The following is a 24,976-nucleotide window of genomic DNA, read 5'->3' as shown; positions in this document are numbered from 1 at the left end:
TGCCGGGTCTATCTGTCCATTAATATCAGGATCAAGATTAAAGTTCAGTTAAAAACCCCTATTGGCAGCGTCTCTTCCGTCATCAATATTTCTGTCGCGCCTTTCTTTATAGTCATTAAACATGTAGGAAATACCAATTCCGATACTTCTGCTGTTCCTCATTTCGTAATAACTTCTTGTATAATAATTTCCGCCAATCGATTCGTTATTACCCCGTTGTCCGTTGAGAATATCGTTAATCATTATATACACACGCAATTTTCTATCCAAGAACATTTTGTTGAAAAACAGGGAGAGGTTTTTCATTTCGCTTCTTACTGTTCTACGATTTTCAATTTTGGGCATGTAGTACAATGAAATGTACGCTTCAATATCGTACCAGAGTTTAAGACCAAGATTGGCATTAAGTATATATGTTTTATTCGTTAAGGACAAATCCTCTGAGAGGTACTGTCCCGATTGCTTGGCATACCTGTAATTAAACGATACATAAAATGAGCTTATAAAATCCGGAAGATGGATCGGCATCATGGGCGAGTTGTAATATGGTAATGTCAGATTAACGCCGTAAGCTTTTTCGCTGTTAAGATTAAGGAATGTTGAAACGATTGTTGAATCGTTCTCCGTTGCCATTGCAGAAGTAAAACTGCCGGTTGTATAGTTATAGAACAGACTAATGTATTGTGAAAGATTTATTGCATAAGAATTAAGGTATGTCGGTTTTAGTTTAGGATTACCGGCAAAGAACGAATTAGGTCCGGTGTATTGTCTGAACGGATTGATATAAAATATCTGGGGATATGTTACCCTTCTGAATGCATTAAACGAAAGCTGGAATAGATCGCTTATCTTGTAGCCCACATTCAGATTCGGGAAGAAGCTTAAAAAGTTTTCGGAGAATTCAATCTTCTGAGTTACCTGATTACCCTTTGTATTAAGGTTCTCTGTTCTCACTCCAAGTTTAAGATCAAAGTCGCCTATTTTATGTGCATAAGCAGCATAAACAGCATTGATTAATTCGTTATAACGGAATTCATTGCTGAGGTTAAGACTATCTCTCCAGCCAGAGAATTGATACATATAATCCTCAACGGAGTAATCATTGGATCTGGTTCTGTATGTCATGTTATATCCCGCTTCCAATCTATTCAAGCCAACGGGCAGAACATAATCGGCTTTTAGAATTAAGGTTTTTGCATTAACGTCCGTATTACTTTTCTGAAGCTGGGGAGTATTGATTCTGTTGCTGTATTTTAGATTCATATCCGCGTTTGTAGGATTGCCAAATAATGTCAGCATGGCATCAAATGTAAGTTCATTCCCTTTAGCAGCAAATTTTTTCTTGTAAAAACCGTAAAAGGATAGACTGTTATTAATGCCATCGTTATTACCGATTCTGTCGTAGCTGTATTGAAAAATATTGTTCTGATTATTAACAATAGAGTTTCCATCGTTGCTGGAACTGTATTTATAACCATTATAGGTAGTAAAAAACGTCATTGAATTATTCTCGTCAAAATCGTAATCGAAACCGAATTTGAAGTAGCCGGAATAGAAAGTGTTTTTACCGTCGCCTATTGTTTTCTGATAATACATATTAGGACTTGTATACACGTACCGTTCGGACTCATTAAAATTATCCATAGCAAAATAGCTTCCGTAAGCCTGGCCGAAGAAATTGAATTTATCCACTTTATAATTGAGGTAAGCGCCGCCGAAGCTGTTTTTATTTGTTGATGAACTTAAGCTTAACATACCGCTTGTACTGCTGAAGGTTTCCCTTTTTGTAATCAGGTTAAGAATATAGGTTCCGCCTTCGGCACTCTCCTTTGCGCCGGGTGCAAGCACAACTTCAACCTGATCAATCATTGTTGCAGGCAACTGCGAAAGCATTTCTCCCGGCATGTTATACTCATGTCCATCCATTTTTATTTTTATCGCCTGGCCGCGGACAGTAATTTTATTTGTAGAAGGCTCAACTTCCACCAGTCCGGAATTTTTAAGCGCGTCAGTCACAGAGCCGGAATTTCCGGGTAGACGGTCCATGTTAATTACCTGTCTGTCGGCATAAAATTCTACAACAGGTTTAATTGCTTTAACAACAACCTCCGGTAGATCGATAGTTGTACCCATTAATTTAATCAATCCGATGCGCGACGATTTCGAAACATCGACGGAATCAATTAATTGAGATTGATAACCGACCATTGAAAACCTTACCTTAACATTACTTTCTGTAATATCCTCGACGGTAAAATTTCCCTGATTATCCGATGCGGCTCCCGCTATCTGTTCACCGGTGGTGCGTGACAATACAAGAACTGAGACCCCAACGAGAGGTTCGTTTGACTTAAAATCGATAACTGTTCCTATCAGACTGAATTTTTGAGACTTTTGCTGTGCAAAAACAAGGCAGGGTAAAGATAAGAGCATTGCGAAGAACAAACTGCGGAATTTCAAATTTCCCCCCAATTTACATTTATGAAAATTTATTGATGATTCCTTTCTTTTCGTTATTATATTAAAATTCTAAATCCACCCGGATTATAATATGTGATTAATAATAAAGTTTCAATTAGAATTATAGTTGATTTGAGGAATTAATATCGGACTAAATCATTAAAACAGCCAGCTGGTTGAAATGAGAGAACAGAACGAGTTATCATCAAGATAAGACAATTTATATGTTCTTTAAATAATAATATTTCACATTATCAGGATCCCGATTTATCAGTTTCGTTTTTAATCACTTTATATAATTCATTCGCCCTTTCAGAGCTGATCAATAAATTTTTTCCGTTCTTCAGATGTATGTGAACGCCGACTTTTCCTTTCATAATATAACCCGTTGTTCTCCACCGGATTGAATAGCGTAAACCCCATCCTCCGAAATCAATTATTGGATTGAACTCCTTTATTTCAAACGAGTTGATATCACTTATAAGTACTTCTCTTTTTGTTACCGGATAAAAACGAATGAGGATTTTATTGTTGTCCACTTTTACTGTAAGTGTCATAACATAAAAAAGCCAGATAAGAAAGATCATTAAAGGAATAACAATGAAGGACATTACGATTAACCAAGCATCCGATAGCGGTTCCGATCCGACCGGTTGTTTTAATGCCAATTGACTGTAAAGTGAATAGATCTGAAATAAAATAAATCCGGCACAAACCGGTGTAAGTAAAAATAGATTCCATTTCTGGTTTAATCTTTCCTTTTCAAAGAAGAGTGGTTTTTCAGTTTTCATTTTATTCACTCCTTAATTCCCGCAAAGGTTTTATGATTTTTCAATTCTCTCAGAGCGTCGCTTGCTATCCACCTTGCGGTTTTCGAATCGATCAGTTTAATTTCCTCCGCCATCTGAATTGCCTGCTCATTAAGAAAAGTACTTCGTTTACCAATCTGCCTGAGTGCCCAGTTAACAGCTTTCTTAACAAAATTTCTTTCATCGGTTGAATATTCTTTAATAAGCGGAAGGTACTGAAGAAATTCCTCGTCATTCTTCTTCTTGTCATGAACAGCAAGGTATGCAATCAAAGAGAATGCTGTACGCCTCACAAACTCCTTATTGCTTTTAACCCACTTAGGAATCAGATCGTAAGCAAAGTCCGTTTTCCGGATCAGGTTTGAACAGGATCCGTCCACAATATCCCAGGAATTAAAATCTTTGACCCAGTTGTTCAATAAGGATCTGGTTGTGAGTTTAGGGTCGGCAATCATTGTTGCAACATGCCGTGCTTCGTGATACCCGCTTTCCCACAATTTAATTGCCAGCTTGTGATTCTTGCCAATCTTCTTTGCAAGCTTCCGCATTACCGGAACGTTCACACCGAATGCTTTATCAACATTAATCCCGAACTTTTTCATTCCTTCCCTGTTGTATTGACTTCCATTCTTTTTAAGTTCGGCAATAATTTCTTTAACATTCATAACGAGCGTCCCGGTAAAAAAATATTCAAAAAAAACTTTGGTTTACTTAGATTTGATCATAACATAATGTTTATGAAACTTCTTTTCAATCCTCATTTAACCAAACCTTGCAGCATTGAAAAGGCCACTCAGAAAACCAATTAAAATTCAATTCTTGCAGTAGAAAAAGCAGTGGGAATCAACGGGCGAACCGTTGAAACAATTTCAATTCACAAATTGAAAGAGCTGTTAAAAATAGAACAGATTAGAAATGAGTATTCAAATACTAACGGGCGCATAATATTCCGGATTCGGAATTCGATTAATCGCCGAAGCGGGGATTTATTGCGTTATTATAGATTGAGCCGAAAGAATAAGAAATACCTATCCCGATTTCATAAGAATACTGGGTCGCTATCTCCTTTCTTTGAAGAAGTATTTCGTCAAGCGAAGCTTGTCCGCGAGGCAGCGCAAGCTGGTTGTTTATTTTAGAATACCTTGCCCTTAGGTCGAACGAAAAACCTTTAAGAACTTTTAAGGAGAGAAAACCGTCGGTACTGAAAGAATAGAGCCCGAAATCGTGCAGGTAATTCGAACCGGTTAAACGGAATCCTGAATTTCCCCACGGTTCTATAACCTCAAATGAAAATCTTAATAAATGGCTAAAGAGATTCTCTTTCGTTTTCAAATAGATCGTCTCTAAAAAATATCTGTTGTGATTTAAATGGATTCTGTACTCGACCCGGAATTGCCTCTGGTTGGCTTCCGAATAAGGGAAGATGTTATATTCCAGCCCGGGGGCAATACTGAGGCCCAGCTTCATGTTGTTATATGTCGATTGATTAAAAGACGACCAGATACCCCAGGACCATTTCCCGTCAATCGCTTTAATGAACGTTGCCGAAGCATTATAACGTCTTGAAATACTCACAATTCTCTCTTCGTCATAATCATAATTGCTTTCATTGTAATTCGCGGATCCCCACAAGTAAATCTTCGAATCCTCTGTAATCCTGTTTATTGATATGGAACTTCCGAGGTTGTAATGTTTTGTTGTCTGCTGTCCGCTAAGAGAAGTATTTAAGCTTGTTCTGAAAACCCAGTGATCCCATTCATCAGAAATTGATTGAAGGTTTTGACCGTTCCCCGATCCGTTTGTAAAACTGATTTTCATCTGATCGGCGATGGGGGACTTAAAGATAAATTTTGCGAGCCCCGCTTTAAGCGCTGCAACCATTTTAATTCTTTTCTCGTCCTCAGTATCGATCTGATTTGCGACATATTTAACAGTATCACTTGTTCCTCTGAAATCGGAACGCCCGAGAAAGAGAAGTATATATTCTCTTCCGCCCGAGCCGGTTCTCTGATCGGTAAAGAGCACATAAATATCGGCCTCCGTCCTGTCTGTAACGTAATTCAGAACCGGAATCTGTTCTTTTATATAGCTCATATCGCATCGGCAATCAAGAAATATTTTGGGAGCGCCTTCCCTTACAAGTGATTGTGAGCTGATTAATACAGGAGAATTAATTAGAAGAACGAATAAAAGCGAGGTGAATAATATTTTACTTTTCATATGGAAGAGAAAGCATAATCCCGAAAATTTGAGTGCGTAAAATAGTCTTTAAATAATCTTCAATGCAACGGGAAGCCGGAAAGAAAGCAGCTTCCCGTTTTGAAAATAGGATTAAAAGTCCGGATGGCTAATTGGATATTATTATTGTTGAACCGCCCCCGCCGCCGCCAAATCTTGGATTTACAATATTATTATAGATCGAGCCGAATGAATATGAGATTCCGAAACCGCCCCAGTATGAATATCCGGTTTCAAGCTGCCTTCGCTGCAATAATACTTCTTCAAGAGAAGCACTGCCGCGCGGAAGCGAAATCTGATTCCTGATCTTTGTATATCCTCCGTATACACTGAAAGATAATCCCTTTACAATTTTCCAGGAAACCGTTCCGAAAATATCGAGTTCATACCTGCTAAAGTCGTGAAAGTAGTTTGCGCCGGTAAGCGTAAGACTTGTACTTCCCCAAGGTTCGATTATCGATAATGTTGCCGAGAGCTGCTGACTAATAAGCGATTCGTTCGTTTTAAAAAAGATAGTCTCTTCAAAATAGCGGTTGTATGTAGGTGATATTCTGTAATTTATTCTTAACTGTCTCTGATTCGATTCCGAATACGGAAAAACGTTATACTCAACCGTCGGGGCGAAATATGCGCTCAATGAAATATTGGAATATGTTGACCTGAATGCATACGAAGTAAAACCCCACGACCAGTGATTATCGATCGAGAAATAAACCGAGCCGTCAAAACTTTGATTGCGGGAAACACTTTTTATATTAACATCCTCTGTTCCGTCAAAAAAATTGAAATTGTTTTCAGTATATGAATTGGAGAGACGCAGATTTACTTTCAGATCCTCTGTTACCCTGTTTGCGCTGAACGAACCGTTCAGCCAGTTGTAGTTACTTCTTTCCTCTCCATTGATACTGCTGTTAACGCTTGCCTGGAAATACCAGAAATCCCAATCGTCTTCCGGTTTTTCTGACTGCTCTTTCGGCTTTGCGAAGGAAATTGTCATTTGATCGGCTACTTTTGTTTTACCAATATACCTTACAAGTCCGATCTTAAGGTTGTTAACCGTCTTTTCTCTTACTTTATCGTCTGTGTCGGTCTGATCCGTAGAAAATTTAACTGTATCATTAATTCCATTAAAACTGTTGTTGCCGATAAAGAAAAGTGAATATTGAGTACCGTTTGCCCCGGTGCTCTGAGTAACAAACAGAATATGAACATCGGCATCGTTACGGTCGTTGACATAATTTACAATTTGTATCTGTTCCTTAATGTAGTTTATGTCGCACAATCCGCAATCGATATAAACTTTTGGAGCTCCTTCTTTTATTAGACTTTGATCTGTCTGTGAAATGATATTAGATGTTATTAAAAGGAAAGCAATTAAAATTAACCGAAGTGTTCTGCTCCGCATATTTCCCCCTGTCCTGCCGGTTTTAGAATGTTATAGAAGAATTTATAAGTGTTAACGTTTTCCGATCAAAATTATTGTGTCAAAATTCATTTATTTCTTTATCACTTTCAATCAGCGAAACTAATTTATTTGATTTTTTTTAAAATTGAGATTTGCGCTGAATGATATGCATTATGCTGTATCATCCCCAGAATCATGGATTTATAAGTAAATCCGGTTCCGAGTGACGCATTCCGTTCGCTTCCAACTAATTCATTCAATCCGGAATCCGGAAAAACTCTGATTGAACCGATAAGCTTTTCCGACTCACGGAAATAGGAGTCTTTAATGTCATCCCAATTATTTTTTTTAAGTCCGGTTGCGTCCGGCCAGTCGCCCATTTCCGGTTCATCGGGTTCCTCCCCTGATAAACGGCGTTCAACTTCTACTGTCCAGGAGGTCATGTGAAGCAGAATTTCGGCAATCGAATGAATTGAATCGAGCGGTTTATTAAATGCGGCTGTGTGGGTTATTCCGTTTAGAATCATACTGACGGACGCACCATGCCACGGATCATCGAATACATTCCTGAATAATTCGTCTGCAAGTTCTTTAGAGCTCATAAGAGTAATAAATTAACTCCAGTTTTCTGTTGAAGCAATCTTTTCATCCGCTCCGAACAAAATTAAAATGTCATCCTCCTGAATTACATAAACAGGATTAGGTAATATATAATTTGATGATTCGGATTGGTCTTCGTACGGTGAGCTGTGTTTCCGGATCATAAGGATTTCGAGCCCGTACTTATTACGGAGAGCTATATCGGAAATTTTCCTGCCGACAAATTCCCCCGGGGCTTGTTTTTCAATTATCGAATAGCCTTCCAGCACCTTTGTTTGTTTGGTACTGCTTATTGTTTTCAATTCGCGGGCAAATCCTTCAACAACGTTATACTTAAAACTCTCCCGGTTATATGCAGCAATTACATCCTGCCTTCTAACTGTTCCGGTAACACTGTTTTTATCTTCGGGATGAACAACGGGAAATTCATCGGCATCCCTGCTTTCAAACAGTTTCATAATATAATCAAGGTCGTCTGTTTCCATTACAGGTGTAACATCTCTGGAGGCAATATCACGCGCTACCAGAACCTCGCGTATATGCTCATACTCGGTTATAATCGGCCGGATTTCAGCGTCGGTAATTTTGCCAACGATTATTCCTTCTTTATTAACCGTATAAAAAGTATTTCTGTCGCTCTCCATCAGAGAGCTTAATACTTTCGGAAGGGGTGTTTCTTCCGGCATAAGAGTTACATCTTTCTTCATAACCTGTTCAACCGTTATCGACCTCAACAATAGTACATCTTTTGTCTGGGATAGTTTATAACCCTGTTTCTCAAGATGCTTTTCATGAACCGATTTTTTCATACTGATTTGAACAATCATCGTGCTTGCTACTACCGCCAGCATCAGCGGAAGTATAAAAGAATAGTCCTTTGTCATTTCAAAAATTATAAGTATGGCAGAGATCGGAATTGAATTAATCCCCCCCAGAACAGCTCCCATTGATACAAGAACAAAAGCAGTTACATCAAACTGAAATCCGAAGAAATAATTCAACCCGGTTGCAAAAAGGAAGCCGAGCGAAGCTCCTATAAAAAGTGATGGAGCGAATACTCCGCCGAATCCGCCGGAGTTAAGGATTAACGGTACCAGAAATATCTTAAGCAGAAGAAGCATCCCGACCACTTTCCAAGAGAGAGAGTTCGAAAGAATATTGTTGATTCCCGAATATCCGATTCCAAAAATATCTTTATAAAAAAATCCGCATACACCCACTATTAATCCAACAAATGTCATAACTATCCATTGGGGATATTTTTTGAGGATCTTTTTTCTGAAAAGAGTATCAAGTGTATTCGAGTATCTTATAAATAGTATTGAGACTAGTCCGGCAATTATTCCGAGAGCCGCATATAAATAGAGATGGGAGTAATCGCCAACATCCGGACTGCTGAAAAGAAAAACAGATTTATTACCAAGAAATATTCTCGAGATTGCGCTCGAAGTAACTGAAGCAAGGATAAGGGCTGAAAAAGTTGCCGCCTGAAATTCATTAAGCAGAATAATCTCAAGAGCGAAAAAGATTCCTCCCATCGGAGTGTTAAATATTGCTGCTATTGCCGCACCGGAACCCGCCGCGGTGAAAACCCTTTTACGGGAATCGGAGAGTCTGAATGTGTGAGCCAGTTTGTTTGCTACACCGCCGCCGAGCTGTGCCGCCGGGGCTTCGGGTCCCACAGTATTACCTGAACCGATACTAATAACAGGTGCAAAAAAATGAAATATCGTTGTCCGGAGAGGAATCCGTGCGCCGCGCGATGCAACCGATTTAATTACTTCAGAGACGCCTCTTTTAGATGCAATATCGGGCGCGGATATAATCATCAGACTTTGAATAAGCATACCGATAGCGGGAAGTGCAATTACAGCGGCAGCGCCTAAAAAATATAATCCTCCTGCCGTCTGCTCAAAAAATACTTCATTAAAGAATTCTATTGAGTGGTGGAATAGGACTGTAGCAAATCCAACCACAGCACCGGTAATAATTGAGAGAAATGTAAAAGCAGTGTAATCCGTCCCTAAAAAAAGGTGATAAATACGGTTAGGCAAACCAGCGATTTTTGCCAGGACTCGTGATTTATTTTGATCCTTGAGAATTTCTGCCATTATAGACTAATAATATTATGTACGTTGAAAATTAAGTAAAAATGAATAAACAAAATAATTTCGGAGATACAACCATTTTATAAATAAGCCCGCCGCGTTTCAACGCGGCAGGCTTAAGGGGGAGGGGGGAAGAAATGATTTTTTTTCTTCAGTTTGAATAATTGACAAAATGAATGGGCCTCCGGTTTAAATATTTCTCTACAGTAAATTTTTATCAACCGGATCCGGCTAATAATTATTTTAACGGTGAGGAAAGGGCTACGTAGATTCCGTCGTGAACCCCTACAAGTTTTCCTTCCGAATAAAGGTAGGACTGCATTTTAATTTTGGACCTTCCTTCCACAGAAAGACACTTTTTAAAACTAATCCAGTCGGCTTCTGTAAGCGAATTATTTACAGCTTCAAATTCCTTAAGAGCCGGACGAAGAAACTTCATCTTTCCTTCTTTAATCACTATGGTTCCTTTGATCTTTTCATCTATCATGTTGTAATGAAGGAGTCCCCACCCTGCCAGGATACCAAGGATTGCCAGGCTTCCGCCGAAGACGGTTCCGTAATGATTATCGTTCGGTTTAAGCGGGGCAGTCAACTTTATAGATAATTTGGAAAGTTCAGATATGCTGAAATTCATAAAACCGGTTAAGGGAATATTCTGTTTTATATATTCTTCAAGCTGAAGGATTTTCTCTTTTTCAATAACGGGGTCCGGCCTGTTTTCTTTTTCGATAAACATGATCTCTCAATTTAGTTCGGGCAAATATATGTATTTCAAAAAGTGATGTCGACTATTTGTACTCGTTTTTTATAGACTCTTCATAAATCCGTATTTAATTACAGAAAAGGATTATTAATCGGTCTTAATGAATAATGAGTAGCAATACACCGGTCTGTCCAATCATCAGTAAAAGAAACTATATTTTTTTGATTGACATTATTGTCAGATCATCTTTTCTCGGATCGCCGTCGAGAAAATTGTGAAGATCACTCACCAATCTTTTTACAAATTCGGACGGGGGCAGATTCCTGTTTGCGGCAGCAAATTCTTCGAGCCTTTCCATACCGTAGAGATTATCTCCTTTCATCGCTTCGGTTAATCCGTCTGAGTAGAGAAGTATCATTTCGCCGGATTTAAGACTGAAGTTTGTCATAGTATATTCAGATTCGCAAAAAATTCCGATCGGCATACCATTTGAATCCAGTCGGGAGATCCTGTCGCTGCTGATAAACAGGGGCGGACAATGACCTGCATTACAGATTTCGGTTTTTCCATCCATATTGGCTTTAACACACAACAGCGTCGCATAGTGATAGGAAGTAGTGCTCTCGCAGAGGAGCCGGCTGGCCCTAGCCATCAGACTCGCGATTCCGATACCAAGAGGAACCAGACTCTGAAACATTGCCCTGAGATGAGTCATTAGCATCGATGCGGCAATCCCCTTCCCGGATACATCCCCCAGAATAAAATAGAGTGAATTGCTTTCAGATCCGGGATCAATCACGTCGCAGTAATCGCCGCTAACAGCTCCTGCGGCGTCGTAGTGATAATAGACCTCAAAACCTTTGAGACGGCGGTTGTTTTTAGGAAGCATTGCTTTCTGAATATGAGTTGCTACGGTGAGATCCTCCTCCAGCTCCTTCTGCTGATTACTGCTCAGGTGATCCAGGCAGACTCTTGTAAGGGGATCTACAATCAGGCGCTCCGGTTCAATTGGATCGTTGCACACAACACAAAGTCCGAAAGTACCGTTGTCAATTCTCTCCAGTGCGGAGTCGACTTCTTTAAGAAGGTTAACGAGATGCATCGGGACAATCTGACCGGAAATTGCCTTCTGAATTTTTTCCTTACGCCAGATAAGCTGCGATTTCAAGTGGTTTAATTCCTGCCCTTCCACTTTATATCCCTTTCATAAAATATTATTTCAGTATTTCAATTTAATCTCTTTATTAGCATACTTTCCGGAACCGGATTCAAACCGGACAGAAATTATCTCCTTCCCGTTTTCGCGAATAACTTCCAGTTCCCCTGTGCTTCCGCTCAATCCCTGAACTGTTACAATATAATTATCTTCTTCAACTCTTTCATTAAGAATTCTCAATCCTTCCGAAAATGATCCGGGCTTTGGAATAATGACCTTTGGTAAAACGGAAATTCCTCCTTCGTGAAGAAGTTCGAGTGTTGCCAGGTTACTTAAATTGAACGAGAAATTTATATTTCCTCCGTCAACCAGATTAATTTTCTCCGGTTCGTCATTCAGAAGCGCTGAATTAAATTTTGTTCCTGATGGGAATAATGGCCTGAATCCAACAGCTACCGGTTCAGAAGTATCAGTGCTGAATCTGTATGTTGTTTTTCCCTTCTCCTTTTTCATTGTGAAATTGAGAAAATTTTTACCGATCCTTATTCTCTCAACTTTCAAAGTATCCCAGTCGGCAGGTATTCCGGGAGCTAAATCAATTCTGTTATTAAGCGCATCGACTTTAAGACCCAGCATTCCTTCAATAGCCGGCTGGAGAACCATAGTCTGGCTCCAGCACTGATGAGAGCAGACTCCCGAGGGTTTATATTCCGAACCGTGCAGTACTTCCTCCACTGAACCGAGCTGCCAGTTTTTATAGACAAGCAGGTTGTTCATCATATGTGTATATCCCTGGAGATGATTTCCGTATTTGAATTCCGCAAGTGAAGTCCATCCGGTAAAGAGGGGCCAGACCGATCCGGTATGATAACCGCGCGGATTATAGATTGGCGAATCGTCTCTCAGTATTCTCACACCCCAATCCGATGAAAAATAATTCTCGGCAAAATCATCAATTACATTTATTGCTTTCGGTTTATCCAGCATTTCAAAATAGACAGGCACCGCAGCTAGTACTGTTTTTTCGAGATTGAAAGAACCGTCTTTTAATTTAGAGAAGCTTAAAAAATTACTTTCATCATTCCAGAATTGTTCACTTATTATTTTCTTAACCTTTTCATACTCACGATTATACATTTCAGATTCTTTATTCAACATCAAACTCCCGGCCATAACAGATGCCATCTTTAAAGCTTCCGCCCAGCATGCAGCAAGATAGACTTCTGTATGAGCTGTATAGAGCCCTCCTCCTTCCACCCATCCATGTCCTACATTTGTATTTTCAATAAGGTGATCCTTATCGGTATCTGTTGAAAAACAATAGTCGATGGCCATCTTAATATTAGGCCATGTTTCTCTTATAAAATCAACATCCCCGCTGTGAAGAAGATATCTTCCCGCAAGAATAAGATAGAGAGGCGTAGCATCCGACGCATCGTAGTGAACAGCGCCCGAAGTAGTAAGCTCGTGAAAAATCTTACCGTTAAGATCCTGATACTTATTGAAAAAGCTCAATTGAGATTTAACGCTTTCAAAATCGCCGTAATCAAGAAGTGCAAATGAGCTCCAGACCGCGTCCCTTCCAAAATACCATGCGTAACCGGGCCGGCCGTTTACCTTGTGTCCTCCGTTCCATCCTTTAGCCGTTGTTGAATAACCCGCAACAAGGGCTTTGCCGAGGCCCGGAGTGTTTACGCGGAACCTGTCGGTTCCGATTAGCGCCCATTGATAACCTTCATTAAAATCCTTATCCGGAGTTGTTATAGAGAGCGATTTTTCAAAAAACTCTTTTGGGTAAAGAGCGGCATCATCAAGAACTTTTGCCGGATCCGTAAGAGCCATGGTGAAATAATTTCTTGTTGTATCCTCGCCTTCATTAGATGCCGCAATAACAAATTGCAGATTGTCATTCATTTTGAGTTCGTATTCGGTTAATGCGCCGACAGAAAAATCTGAGGAAGCAATCCCGGTAAAGAGCGAATCCTTTTTCTCAAAATTTTCATACTGACCAATAATACTTTGAAGCGGTTTACGGACAGCGCCGGTTAAAATTATATGCTCGCCGCTCCCGTCTTTTAATATAAAGGAGTTAAGTTCTTTGTCCGTAGAATAATTTATAGAGCTGAAAACCTTTTCAGAATAGGGCCACATATATCGGATGTTGCTCCTGAATTTTATTACAAGTTTAGCGGGATAAACACCTCTGTACTCATAATTAATAATTGAAACCGGTTTGTCATGCGAAGCCGAAATTGTTTCGGTTAGATATGCTCTACGGAATTTGTAAATGCGTGTAAAAGATTCCGGGCGGACTTCAATTTCCGGTCTTTCATCATTAAGCCAGTAAACAGAATCTTTGTAGGAGAATCTGATTCCCACCTGATAATCTCTCAGAGCCATGAAAGGATGAGCCCAGACCTCATCTATTCCGCCTTTCTCTTTTCCCATTACAAGAATTCTTTCACCCGATACATTCCAGAAATTTTCTGTTGCAAAACGGTTTGTAAGAAGAAGCCCGTCCGATTTTTTAAATAAAGACGCAGGATTTAAAACAAACTTAAATTCCTCCCGTCCGCCAGCAGAAAATTCTTTTACGCTGTTGGGCTGATAGTTCCAGTAATATTTTTTCTGTTCCTGATATTTGCCCGAGAGATAATAGAGACAGTTTTGAACAAACATTTCGAGGTGCCGGCTGCTGTTATTCGGAATCGCAAAATAAGTATATGCACCTGCCGCCAGAATCTTTCCCTTTCCTTCTTCATATTCAACTACAAGCCGGGAATCCTCTTTTAAGGTAATATAGGACCAATCAACGGCAACAACTTTTCCGTTTAACGGGATCGAATCCCCGAAGAATCCGACCTGACGGATCTTCATGTCTTCAGTCGGATTAAACAGATAGGCCCCGCCATTCAATCCGGTAAAGACCGGATGATTCCTGAATGAATGAAGTCCGAGTTTCCTTCCGTAACCTCCATCCACCGCATCAACATATTTTGAAGACGGGACAACACTTTCGAATCCCATCAGATTCAGGTAATTAAGCGCATCAACGGTTAAGAATAATTTACCTCCGTCCAAAACATAATCCCGGAGTTTTGAAATTAACACCGGGTCCTTTTCTTTCTTATTAAATAGTGTTGAATCGGTACGGTGAATCCAGACAATCTGAAAATCATTTAAATATTTTTTCGATCCGGAAATCATGCCTGAACTTATTAGAGAGGTTTTAAATTCATTCCGGCTTTCCAGAAACTCAAAAGCGGATTTAAGTTCTTTATCGGAATTGATAGAATTATTCAGATCCAGAAGAGCAATTTTTGTCTGTGAAAAAAGAACCGGTGTGAAAAGTAAAAGGAATGAAAAGAGAAATTTCATGTGAATCTCCGCTGAATAGTCCGCTCTTTGCGCTGGCTTTCAGATAGACCCGGTCGTGATTACCGGGCCTTAACTCCGCAGCAAACGCAAAGAGCGCAAAGAAATTATTTACCTCCGGCAGGAGTATTGTCGTTCAAATACTTTGTCAGTAAAGTATATAAGTGAACAGTTGTCCCTTCTCCTTCATAAATTCCGTGAGAGCGGTTCGGATAAGCCATCATAGTGAAATGTTTATTGTGTTTAACCAGTTCATTTATAAGTAATTCCATATTCTGGTAATGAACATTATCGTCGCCGGTGCCGTGAACCATCAGAAGATTTCCTTTAAGCTGATGCGCAAATGTAATAGGAGCGCTCTGCTTATATCCTTCTTCATTTTCGGTTATAAGTCCCATGTACCTTTCCGAATAGATTGTATCGTAAAGTTTTTCATGGCTGACGGCCGCGACAGCTAATCCCGTCTGGAAGAGGTCCGGGTACCTGAAAAGAAGATTCAGAGTGGACACGCCGCCCCCGCTCCATCCCCAGACAGCAATTCTGAGAGGGTCGACAAACTCGTATTTCTTAATTATGGCTTTCATCGCATCGGCCTGATCCGAAGCCGACACTGTACCGTAATTTTTGTAAATAGACTTTCTAAATTCCTTTCCTTTCGGTGCGGGAGTTCCTCTGTTATCAATGCTCATAACAATATAACCCTGCTGAGCAAGCATTAGATACCACAGGTATTGAGTGCCGAAAAACTGATCCAGTACAGTCTGCGCTGCGGGTCCACCGTAAAGATAGTAGAGAACCGGATATTTTTTCGACGGATCGAAATCGGGCGGTTTTATCATCCAGCCGTCAAGCTGAACATTATTTCCTATATCAACACTGAAAAATTCAGATGGCATTCTTTTTAATGCGGTTATCTTTTCTTTATATGATTTATTCTCTACAAGCGTTCTGACTACTTTATGCGACGGAAGTTTAACCAGGTTAATTGTAGCGGGAGTATTAAAATTTGAATAGGTGTGAATGGCATAATTCGCGCCGTCCGATAACTGATATGAATTTACACCTTTAAATTCCTCCGATGTAAGGCGTTCCATTTTCCCTTTGCCGTCGAGCGAAACTCTGTATAGGTAGCGTTGAGTTGCGTTTGAAGGGGATGAACGGTAATAGATCCATCCGTTATTCTCATCAATATTCTGAATATCAATTACATCGAACTCACCCGGCGTAATATCTTTAATCTGCTTGCCGTCTTTAGATACAAGATAGATATGGCGCCATCCGTTCCTCTCGCTAATCCATGTAAATTCCTTTCCTTTGTTCAGCCAGCGCATATCGTCAACCACATCAATCCAAAATTTATCCTCCTCTTTCAATATCTGTTTTATCTCTCCGTTTTCAGCATTTCCGAGATAAACCTCCAGCCGGGTTTGCGCACGGTTAAAATACTGGAACCAGATCTCCTGTGATGAGTCGTGCCATCCCATACGCGGAATATAGTTGTTGCGCGGATCGCCGGTAACATTCATCCATACTGTCTTTCCGCCGGCAGCTTCTATTACGCCTATTTTGCATGCGGAGTTCTGCGTACCCACTTTAGGATATTGAACCGGAATAATGCGCGAATAGAGAGAGTCCGTGTTATTGATCATATAGAAAACGCCGATACCGGAAGCATCGAGCTGCCAGTAAGAGATCTTTTTGCTGTCCGGACTCCAGCGGAATCCGTCGCGGCAGTCGAATTCCTCCTCGTAGACCCAATCGAATGTACCGTTAATTGTAGTCTCGGATCCGTCGAACGTAAGCTGAGTAATTTTTCCGTCGGAAAGATTTTCTACATAGATGTTATGCTCTCTTACATAAGCAACTTTTTTATTGTCGGGCGAAAATTTTGCAAACATCAAAGTAGAAGGATTTGCATCGCCCCCAAGCTTTCTAAACTCTTCTGTTTCGAGATTAAGAACCCAGTAATCACCCTTTGTATTGTAACGCCAGACACGTACAGTGTTGGTAAAGATCATAAGGAGTTTTTTATCTGAAGACCAGATATAATCGTTTATCGGGACAGGCTTCTCATTCCCGGCCGGGATTAACAGTCTTGCCGGGACCATAACCTCCCTGTTTCCGGACAGAGTTTCGTATTTAACAATATCCCTTCCGCCCGGAGTGTCCTTGGACGCTTCAATTGTTGTATAAAATTTCCCCTGATCGATCCAGCGTGCGGGTCCGAAACGTTCGCCGAAAAATTCATAGTTCTTAAATATCCGGTCGAGATTAAGCAATGATTTATCTTCGACCTGAGCCGGAATTGAAATTGTAAGAATGAAAAAGAGAATTGATAAAAATCTGAGTGGTCTCATCGCTCCCCCAAATTATTAAGTGAAAGGTTAATCAAGGAATGTAAAGCAATCCGAATTAAATTTGTACCCCCGACAGGAGTCGAACCTGTGCGCATGGCTCCGGAGGCCACTGCTCTATCCACTGAGCTACGGGGGCATTAACATTTACCCGACCGAAAATAAGAATAATTATTTTTTAATTCCTGTTTCTACAAATCAATTTGATTCAACATTTTTTTATATATATTGACTTTCGAAAGAATTTACTAATTTATTTACGAGAATATTTCATATCAGGAGACAATCATGCAATACACAATGAAAAAGACTGTTTCGGAAATCATCACGACTCTTAAAAAACTTCCCCAACCGGGAAAGAAGACAGGTTCATTCTGGGATTTCATGAAAAGTCAGCTCGCCGATGAAGGCGAATGGGATCAAAAACACCTGAAGATAATCGAAAAAGAGATCGATACATTTCTGACCAAAGTCGATAAAAAAACTCTTACCGAAATGTGGAAAGAAACTCCCGCCGGAGATGAAAAATTCGACGAGGATAAGAAGATTGATATAAAAGAGATGAAAAGCGACCTCAGCGACGAGATCCTCGGGAGAGTTATGGATCAGATGGATGAGAATTATGTTGCAAGAGATCCGTTCTTTACTCCCGAAGAACCGGTTTATGCCGCCGGAAACGAATCCGAAAAAGAGAGCGACGACCTCGATCCCGATAAAGAACCCGATGAGATCTCCGACGAGGAAATAGACTTTGACGACGACCTGTTTGAAGAGGATGATGAAGATGAAGATTTTAAATTTTAGAAAAATTATTTTTTTTCTGGTCCTTCTCACATCATTTTCATCAGCTCAATCGGAAAGATTGAAAGGTTTACGTCTCGAGATCCCTGTCGAAATATTTGAGTACGGGTTTAACGATCTCTATTTTCCCGGTAATCCCGACCGTTTCTTTCTACTCTCTGCAATGAAAGAAGACTCAACCACCATCTGGATAAGAACACGGCTTCAGCTAACCGGTTTTGCCAATCAGACCTCCGATAACACGAACTTACAATCAAACATTTTAAATCCTCTTTACACGAAGTATGCCGAGTCGCAAAACATGCGGTTTATTAAATCGATTCTCGGCTCTGTCTCAGTGGGGGCTACCGCTTACCTTGCATATAAACATCTTAAGAAGTACGGATTCCTTAAAAAGAAATAAAAAACTGTATTAAAAATTACTGCGGGTTATGTAACTTTAATCCGTTTGAGAAAGTCTAAATCTCCGGATAAAAAAAACTTCAGGGTTAACAATGAAAAAAATCTTACTGATAATATGGCTTTTATTTATTACTCCCTCATTATTTGCACAGATCGATATTATTGATGAAGAGGACACAACAGCAGCCGAATGTTCGCATAACAGCTTCGATTTAGGAATAAAAAACAGCGGAATCAGTTTCGGTAATTCGCCGGTGTGGAATGGATTAAGAATCAATTTTTCCGATTGCGGGGTTGAACAGATCAACGGAATTAATATTACTTTCTGGAAACCGGGTCCGAACCACGGTTCGAAGATAAACGGTATTTCAATCGGCCTTGCACCGTTCGCGTATGAATTAAAAGGAATCTCGGTCGGTATTGCCGCGGTAATGGGGATCGATAAACTTCAGGGAATCAATATCGGCGGACTCGCAGCAATTTCGGAAGGGAATCTGGACGGCATCAACATCGGCGGTCTCGGTGTTGTGGCAGAAAATAATCTGCGCGGTATAAACATTGGAGGATTGGCCACCGTATCCGAAGGCAACCAGTACGGTTTTAATTTCGGAGGGCTTGCTGTTGTTGCCAAAGGGAATTTGCTGGGAATTAATATCGGCGGACTCGCAGCCGTTTCTGAAGGAAGAATGGCCGGAATTAATTTCGGCGGACTGGCTGTAGTAGGTAAAGAAAATTTAAAAGGAATTAATATGGCCGGACTCGCGGTTGTAAGCGAGGGTGAAATAATCGGTTTGAATCAGGCACTGCTTGCAATTGTAAGTGAAAGCGAAATTAAAGGAGTTACTTTGGCCGGATATAAAATTGAAGCTCCTAAATTTACCGGATTAAATGTTAGCGGATGGGTGGATGTAGAAGACTTCACAGGATTCTCGACCGCGGTTTATCACAGGATAGGAAACGAGCAGCGCGGGCTTGTAATCGGTTTATTCAATGTTGCGGAAGAATTGCACGGGGTTCAGATCGGGCTTATAAACATCGCAAAGAATAATAAGGGTATCGCAAAAATCCTTCCGTTTATAAACGCGCACTTCGATTAGAAAGAATTAATAAATCAGTTTCCCCCTTTTAAAGGGGGAAACTTCAATCATCTACGCAGCTTCAATCTCTTTTATCGATTTCTCAATAATTTTAACAGCTTCCTTAATCTGCTCTTCATTTATTACGAGCGGAGGCGCAAAGCGGATGATATGCTGATGCGTCGGTTTTGCCAGCAATCCGTTTTCCTTCATCTTCAAACAAACATCCCACGCCTCTTTACCGTTTTTCGGTTTAATTACTATCGCATTAAGTAATCCTTTTCCGCGTACGAGCTCGATCATATCGGAATTAATCTTAGTAATCTCGTCTCTAAAAACTTTACCGAGTCTTTCAGCATTCTCATCCAGTTTTTCCTCTTTAAGCACTTCGAGAGCAGCCACGGCAACTTTAGAAGCGAGCGGATTACCGCCGAATGTAGATCCGTGTTCACCCGGTTTTATTACGAGCATTATATCATCGTCGGCAAGCACAGCGCTTATAGGCATAGTACCGCCGCTCAGTGCCTTCCCTAGAATTACAATATCCGGTCTAACTTTTTCATGTTCGCAGGCAAGAAGTTTTCCTGTGCGGCACAATCCGGTTTGAACTTCATCGGCAATAAAGAGAACGTTCTTCTCTTTACACATCTTATATGCTTTTGCAAGATACCCTTCGTCGGGCACAACAACACCGGCCTCGCCCTGGATCGGTTCAACCAAAAATCCGGCAACGTTCGGATCCTGAAGAGCTTTCTCAAGTTCTGCAAGATCGTTATACGGTATTTTTATGAATCCGGGTGTGTAAGGTCCAAAACCTCGGTAGGAGTCGGGATCGTTCGACATAGAAATAACAGTAATAGTCCTGCCGTGGAAATTTCCGAGGCATACAATAATTTTTGCTTCGTTTTCGGGAATCCCTTTTTTGTCGTAAGCCCAGCGTCTGCAGAGTTTAATAGCGGTTTCGTCTGCTTCGGCGCCCGAGTTCATCGGCAGTACTTTATCGTATCCGAAATATTCCGTAATATACTTTTCGTACGGGCCAAGACAGTTGTTGTAGAATGCGCGCGATGTTAAAGTTAAAGTTTTTGCCTGTTCAATCATTGTGTTGATAATTCTGGGATGGCAGTGCCCCTGGTTAACCGCAGAATAAGCTGAAAGAAAATCGTAGTATCTTTTTCCTTCAACATCCCACAGGAAAACACCCTCCCCTTTTGCAAGAACGACCGGAAGCGGATGATAGTTGTGCGCTCCATACTTATCTTCCAGTTCAATGTAGTCTTTGGTAATCATATTTTCTCCGAATGATTTTTAAGTATCGATTTTAACAGTTATTTCCAAAATGAATTCAAAAATTCTAAAAAGGATTTTTCGAATTGTCTTAAACTAAAGGTGATTATTTTTCATGGCCAAATATATTGAACGTGGGTCGGGCTTCCAAAACAAACGGTTCGATTTTGATGGGGTGTTTTAAATTGTCTTGAAAAAAGAACTTAAACGCGGTTATTGAAAAATAAAAGAGCCCGGAGCCGATTAATTTCCGGGCTCAGATTCAATATTACTTCCTGATATACTCCATGGTGAACATTTTTACTTCCTGTCCCCCCATTTCACCGAACATATCGAAGACAGTTTTATTATCATTAATCCATTTGGAAACAGAACGGTATTTCGTCGGTTTTCCGGCCGCCGGATCGTATCCCTCGCCGGTAAACTCAAGCGAGTTGGTTTTTTCGTTGTACTTTCCTTTCATCATAATAATTCCGGTTCCCATATTATCGATCCAGACACTTAAGAATTCCTTTGTGCCGTTATCGTATGCGTCGATACCGAGGCCCTCGAATGGCATTCCACCCATCTCCCCTTTATGAACCGACTTCATATATCTTCCTTCGAATATCAATTCGAAAGATGCTTCGCCTTCGGATTTTGTTTCAGTTCCGGTTGAAGGATCTGTAAATGTTGTAACTGTCTTCCAGCTCCCCGCCATTTTTGCCATCATCTGATGCATGGGGCCGGGAGTCATATATTCAACCCAGGCTTTCATTGCTTCTGCCTGATCCTGGGCGTAGAGACCGAATGAAAGAAAAAGAAAACAGGATGCGAAAAAGAACTTTTTCATTTTTAATTCCTTTCTTAAAATATTATAAAAAAGTTGTGGGGGATTTAGAACAGAGGTTAAAATAAGAATTTTGAAAAACTAAAAAATATTTTTTTTGAATTAAGAGGACACCCGCATTTTATTTAGATTCAATATTGTTTGTCACAACACTCTTATCTTTAAAAAACAGGAACATCAGAGCGGTAATTGAACTGAACAGAAATGAACCGAGCCATAATACGTCTGCACCAAGCAGATCCAGCACTTCTGTTCCGAGCCATGGACCGATCATAAGCGCAAGACTGAAAGTCATCTGGAAATATCCCATATACTCCCCTCTTTTATTCGGGGGTGATAGAGCTGACGTGTAAGAAGTGCTCGCGGGGAAAAAAATCATCTCGCCGAAAGTCCATATAACTATAGTGAATGAAATGAAAAAGATGTTTTCCGAAATGACCATCAGTCCAAAACCTATTCCGCATAAAAGAGCGCCGAGAGCGAGAGCCCGTCTGTCATCCCACGCGGCCATAGCGTTATTAAGGGGTACTTCAATAAAAATAATTATCACCGTATTTATTGCAGACAGGATTCCAAAAATGGCGCCAGAATACTCCAGATCGCGCACTATATATAGTGGAAGTCCGCCGATATGCTGAAAGAAAACGATATTAACCGGAATGAGTGAAAACAGAAAAAGAAGAAAAACTTTATCCTTCAAAATACCCGATCCATTTACAGATACATCACCATGACTTGAAATCCCCTCTTCTGTTTTTGCAGGATTGGTTTCAGTGTATGATTCGTGCGTATCAAACCGTGCGATCATAAGGAAAATACCGGCGACAATCGACGTAACTCCGTCTACATAGAAAAGTAATTTAAAATCGATTGTGGTCAGAATTCCGCCGACAACCGGGCCAATACTCATACCGAGATTTATAGCAAGCCGGTTTAATGCAAACGAAATTTTCCTTTTGGCCGGTTCTGATTCGGTTGATATTAACGAAAGATTCGCCGGACGGAATGCTTCGCTGACAACAGACCAGATTACCGTATAGCCGAGTATTAGATAGTAATCCGTTATGAAAGGATACGCAAAGAGCATCAGACCGGTGAAGACAAGAGATAATTTCATTACCCGCAGAGCACCGAGTTTATCGGATAACTTTCCGACTATCGGCGCAGTTAAGAGTGCGCCAAATCCGTAGAACGCAAGAACCAGCCCTGCGCTGCCTGCACTCACACCGAAATCCTTAGCCATATAAATCGCAAGGAACGGAAGAACCATTGTTCCGGAGCGGTTTATCAGAGTGGCGAACGCCAGTATCCAGATGTTATGCGGAATCTCTTTAAGTCCGCGGTACGGATTCATAAATCGCAACCAGTCATTTTTGTTAATCGAATTAATCCGGATTTGAAAAACCAGGTGTTGACATCCGGCAAGTATCAATGCAAAAATAGCAAAAGCTATCTACTAAATAATCAACTAATTCATTAAGTTAATCCGTGTAAATTATTTGGAGGAGATTAAAAATGACGATATGCCGCTTAGCGATTTCCGTGGTTGTATTGATCGGTATAGCAGGCTGTTCATCCCTGGTTTTAACGCCGTCCGATTTTTCATGGCCTGTAGAAAATGTACTGAAGGTTGACGATAAAGGTTTTGTTGCCGAGGACCGGTATACATTTTCCATCAATTTGAAAAAGCTTTATTATGAAGAGTTTAAAGACTCAACTTCTTTTGCCGGTAAAGAGATAAGGATAATCCGCGATAAAACAGGTTATTACTACATGACCGGAAAAGAATATATGAATGTATATGTTTTTATTCCTGTTGAAAACGGTATGAAACTGGAGAATAAAATTTTAATCTCGGAAACGGAGAAGTTAACATCCCCAATATTTAATCAGAAATCCCCGAACATCGAGTTGATAGACGGATCCAAAAAATATCTGCTGAACCATAAAGGAATAGTGAGGTAACAGATGAAGAAGAAAATTGTATTGCTGACAATACTATCGATAATAATTTCCTCTGTTTCATTTTCACAATCGGACTACGAAAAGACACAGAATTTTAAAACGAAATACAAGCAGATGGAAGAAGCCATTAAAAACGCTTCAACTCTCGACGAATGCAACACTATCTCGGCGGATATCGCAAAGATAAAAGAGGAATTTCTACCGGATAAACCTCTTCTCGATAAAAGTCTCTACCCCGATAATTTTGAGACATCCTTCGCAAAACTTGAAAAGGCGCTTGAGATAAGGAAGGGGGATTTTACACAGATAGTCGAGCTTACAAGCGAAGTCGGAACACTGAAGACACAGGTTACAGAGCTTAGCGAAAAGAATCAGAATCTGATCGGTCAGATCCGCCAGCTTAATCTTCGTGTTGAAAAGGATGCCGCAACAATTGCCTCGCTTCAGAAACTCGTTGCACAGTTAAAGAGCAATATTCAGCAGAGAGATTTACTGGTAAGGGATATTGTGGATAGTCTTCTGGCGGAATTCGTTAACTCGCCTTCATCGCTAAATGAGGCCGAGAAACAATCGATTATTTCAAAAGTCGACAGCCGTAATCTCTTCTATAATATAGAAAGAACAATCAGCGACAACATTCAATTCATGCGTGTTACACAGCTTACTCCGGAAGATCTTGCCGAAATGAAGAATCAGTACCGCGATTTCAATAAGGTCTGGAAACAGATCGGTCCGCGGCTTGCCGATGTCTATCTCGATAAAAGAGAGAAGGCCGTTGAGATCGGGAACATAGACGGAATGTTCAACGACTGGAATCAGCGAATCAACGAAGAGATGTGGAGCCGGATAGCGAAACTCTTCCGCGAGAAACAGATCCCGATGCTCCCCTTCAGCAGCGGCGATCAATTCACCAACAGCGCTGTTTCGTTTATTGATGACGAAATAAAAAATCTCGGCGTCAAGAGCTCCGACGAAACCGAGCGGAATTTTTACACTTTTACAGACAGCGTCTACTTTCCCCAGATAGAGCCGGTATGGATCCCCATCCTTATAGAAAACAATATGATGACAGAGGCGAACAAAGATACTATTGATGCACGGATAGCTGTATGGAAAGAGAAAGTTGCGCCTGCATCAGCATTCAACTGGATTTATGTTGGCCTGATTGCTGTAATTGTATTCCTTACAATTGCCTATTTTCTCAAAGGAAGAAAAAGGAGTCTGCCTCCGCAAAACGAATAAAGAATTATAATTAAATTTTAGAATGCCGGCCTGTCCGGCATTTTTTTTATTATCTCTTCTCTGTCACAAGCACCGAATAATAGGTTGACTTTGGCCGCGTCATCCTTTAAGTTGCTCTCGGATGTTGTATTAGATAACGAAACTTCATACTGTTCCTATGAACTGG

19 protein-coding genes and 1 tRNA gene are annotated in these 24,976 nt (G+C 40.5%); 5 read left to right on the top strand and 15 right to left on the bottom strand.

The genetic code is table 11. The features are described 5' to 3' along the window. Positions 1 to 48: 48 nt before the first annotated feature. From PLZ15_06265 to PLZ15_06210, 12 genes are all read right to left on the bottom strand, one after another. Positions 49 to 2,460, bottom strand: a complete 2,412-nt coding sequence (locus PLZ15_06265) for an outer membrane beta-barrel family protein (GenBank protein HOI29351.1) — start codon at positions 2,458 to 2,460, stop codon at positions 49 to 51. 254 nt (positions 2,461 to 2,714) lie between these two features. Beyond that, entirely contained in the window at positions 2,715 to 3,251 is a 537-nt protein-coding gene (locus tag PLZ15_06260; GenBank protein HOI29350.1) for a hypothetical protein, read from the bottom strand. 5 nt (positions 3,252 to 3,256) lie between these two features. Continuing rightward, complete coding sequence (locus PLZ15_06255) at positions 3,257 to 3,934, bottom strand: DNA alkylation repair protein (protein HOI29349.1); 678 nt, start codon at positions 3,932 to 3,934, stop codon at positions 3,257 to 3,259. 301 nt (positions 3,935 to 4,235) lie between these two features. Next, entirely contained in the window at positions 4,236 to 5,489 is a 1,254-nt protein-coding gene (locus tag PLZ15_06250) for a hypothetical protein (GenBank protein HOI29348.1), read from the bottom strand. Between the two features lie 127 nt (positions 5,490 to 5,616). Next, a complete protein-coding gene (locus PLZ15_06245; GenBank protein ID HOI29347.1) occupies positions 5,617 to 6,912 on the bottom strand; it encodes a hypothetical protein in 1,296 nt (431 codons plus the stop codon). 125 nt (positions 6,913 to 7,037) lie between these two features. Further along, the gene (locus PLZ15_06240; protein ID HOI29346.1) at positions 7,038 to 7,514 is read right to left on the bottom strand and encodes a hypothetical protein; all 477 of its coding nucleotides are present in this window, start codon (positions 7,512 to 7,514) and stop codon (positions 7,038 to 7,040) included. Between the two features lie 12 nt (positions 7,515 to 7,526). Next, entirely contained in the window at positions 7,527 to 9,623 is a 2,097-nt protein-coding gene (locus PLZ15_06235; protein HOI29345.1) for a chloride channel protein, read from the bottom strand. A 235-nt stretch (positions 9,624 to 9,858) separates the two neighbouring features. After that, positions 9,859 to 10,356: a YiiD C-terminal domain-containing protein gene (locus PLZ15_06230; GenBank protein ID HOI29344.1), complete on the bottom strand. Its 498-nt coding sequence runs from the start codon at positions 10,354 to 10,356 to the stop codon at positions 9,859 to 9,861. Between the two features lie 178 nt (positions 10,357 to 10,534). Next, positions 10,535 to 11,515, bottom strand: coding sequence for a SpoIIE family protein phosphatase (locus PLZ15_06225; GenBank protein ID HOI29343.1), 981 nt, complete (start codon positions 11,513 to 11,515; stop codon positions 10,535 to 10,537). Positions 11,516 to 11,542: 27 nt separating this feature from the next. Then, positions 11,543 to 14,857: an amylo-alpha-1,6-glucosidase gene (locus PLZ15_06220; GenBank protein ID HOI29342.1), complete on the bottom strand. Its 3,315-nt coding sequence runs from the start codon at positions 14,855 to 14,857 to the stop codon at positions 11,543 to 11,545. A 104-nt stretch (positions 14,858 to 14,961) separates the two neighbouring features. After that, on the bottom strand, positions 14,962 to 17,211 hold the full coding sequence (locus PLZ15_06215; protein ID HOI29341.1) for a S9 family peptidase: 2,250 nt from the start codon (positions 17,209 to 17,211) through the stop codon (positions 14,962 to 14,964). A 64-nt stretch (positions 17,212 to 17,275) separates the two neighbouring features. Then, positions 17,276 to 17,347 (bottom strand) — tRNA-Arg (locus PLZ15_06210). A gap of 149 nt (positions 17,348 to 17,496) precedes the next feature. Between PLZ15_06210 and PLZ15_06205 the strand changes: the two genes are divergently transcribed. From PLZ15_06205 to PLZ15_06195, 3 genes are all read left to right on the top strand, one after another. Beyond that, positions 17,497 to 18,012: a hypothetical protein gene (locus PLZ15_06205; GenBank protein HOI29340.1), complete on the top strand. Its 516-nt coding sequence runs from the start codon at positions 17,497 to 17,499 to the stop codon at positions 18,010 to 18,012. Then, entirely contained in the window at positions 17,993 to 18,412 is a 420-nt protein-coding gene (locus tag PLZ15_06200) for a hypothetical protein (protein ID HOI29339.1), read from the top strand. Before PLZ15_06205 ends, PLZ15_06200 begins: the two co-directional genes overlap by 20 nt. Positions 18,413 to 18,503: 91 nt before the next feature. Beyond that, positions 18,504 to 19,508, top strand: coding sequence for a hypothetical protein (locus PLZ15_06195; protein ID HOI29338.1), 1,005 nt, complete (start codon positions 18,504 to 18,506; stop codon positions 19,506 to 19,508). Between the two features lie 51 nt (positions 19,509 to 19,559). On the opposite strand, the gene rocD is transcribed toward PLZ15_06195, so the two are convergent. The 3 genes from rocD to PLZ15_06180 all read right to left on the bottom strand — a co-directional run bounded on the left by rocD (position 19,560) and on the right by PLZ15_06180 (position 22,957). After that, positions 19,560 to 20,777, bottom strand: a complete 1,218-nt coding sequence (gene rocD, locus PLZ15_06190; GenBank protein HOI29337.1) for an ornithine--oxo-acid transaminase — start codon at positions 20,775 to 20,777, stop codon at positions 19,560 to 19,562. 265 nt (positions 20,778 to 21,042) lie between these two features. Further along, the gene (locus PLZ15_06185) at positions 21,043 to 21,606 is read right to left on the bottom strand and encodes a DUF1579 domain-containing protein (protein ID HOI29336.1); all 564 of its coding nucleotides are present in this window, start codon (positions 21,604 to 21,606) and stop codon (positions 21,043 to 21,045) included. 118 nt (positions 21,607 to 21,724) lie between these two features. Beyond that, positions 21,725 to 22,957, bottom strand: a complete 1,233-nt coding sequence (locus PLZ15_06180; protein HOI29335.1) for an MFS transporter — start codon at positions 22,955 to 22,957, stop codon at positions 21,725 to 21,727. Between the two features lie 161 nt (positions 22,958 to 23,118). On the opposite strand from PLZ15_06180, the gene PLZ15_06175 reads away from it, so the two are divergent. Both PLZ15_06175 and PLZ15_06170 read left to right on the top strand, forming a co-directional pair. Continuing rightward, a complete protein-coding gene (locus tag PLZ15_06175) occupies positions 23,119 to 23,568 on the top strand; it encodes a hypothetical protein (protein ID HOI29334.1) in 450 nt (149 codons plus the stop codon). Positions 23,569 to 23,571: 3 nt separating this feature from the next. Continuing rightward, the gene (locus tag PLZ15_06170) at positions 23,572 to 24,810 is read left to right on the top strand and encodes a hypothetical protein (protein HOI29333.1); all 1,239 of its coding nucleotides are present in this window, start codon (positions 23,572 to 23,574) and stop codon (positions 24,808 to 24,810) included. Positions 24,811 to 24,976 lie beyond the last annotated feature (166 nt).

Source organism: Melioribacteraceae bacterium (genome assembly GCA_035362835.1).
Classification (GTDB): Bacteria; Bacteroidota; Ignavibacteria; order Ignavibacteriales; family Melioribacteraceae; genus DSXH01.
Note: the sequence above shows the minus strand (reverse complement) of the source record. Positions and strands in the feature narration are given on the sequence as shown.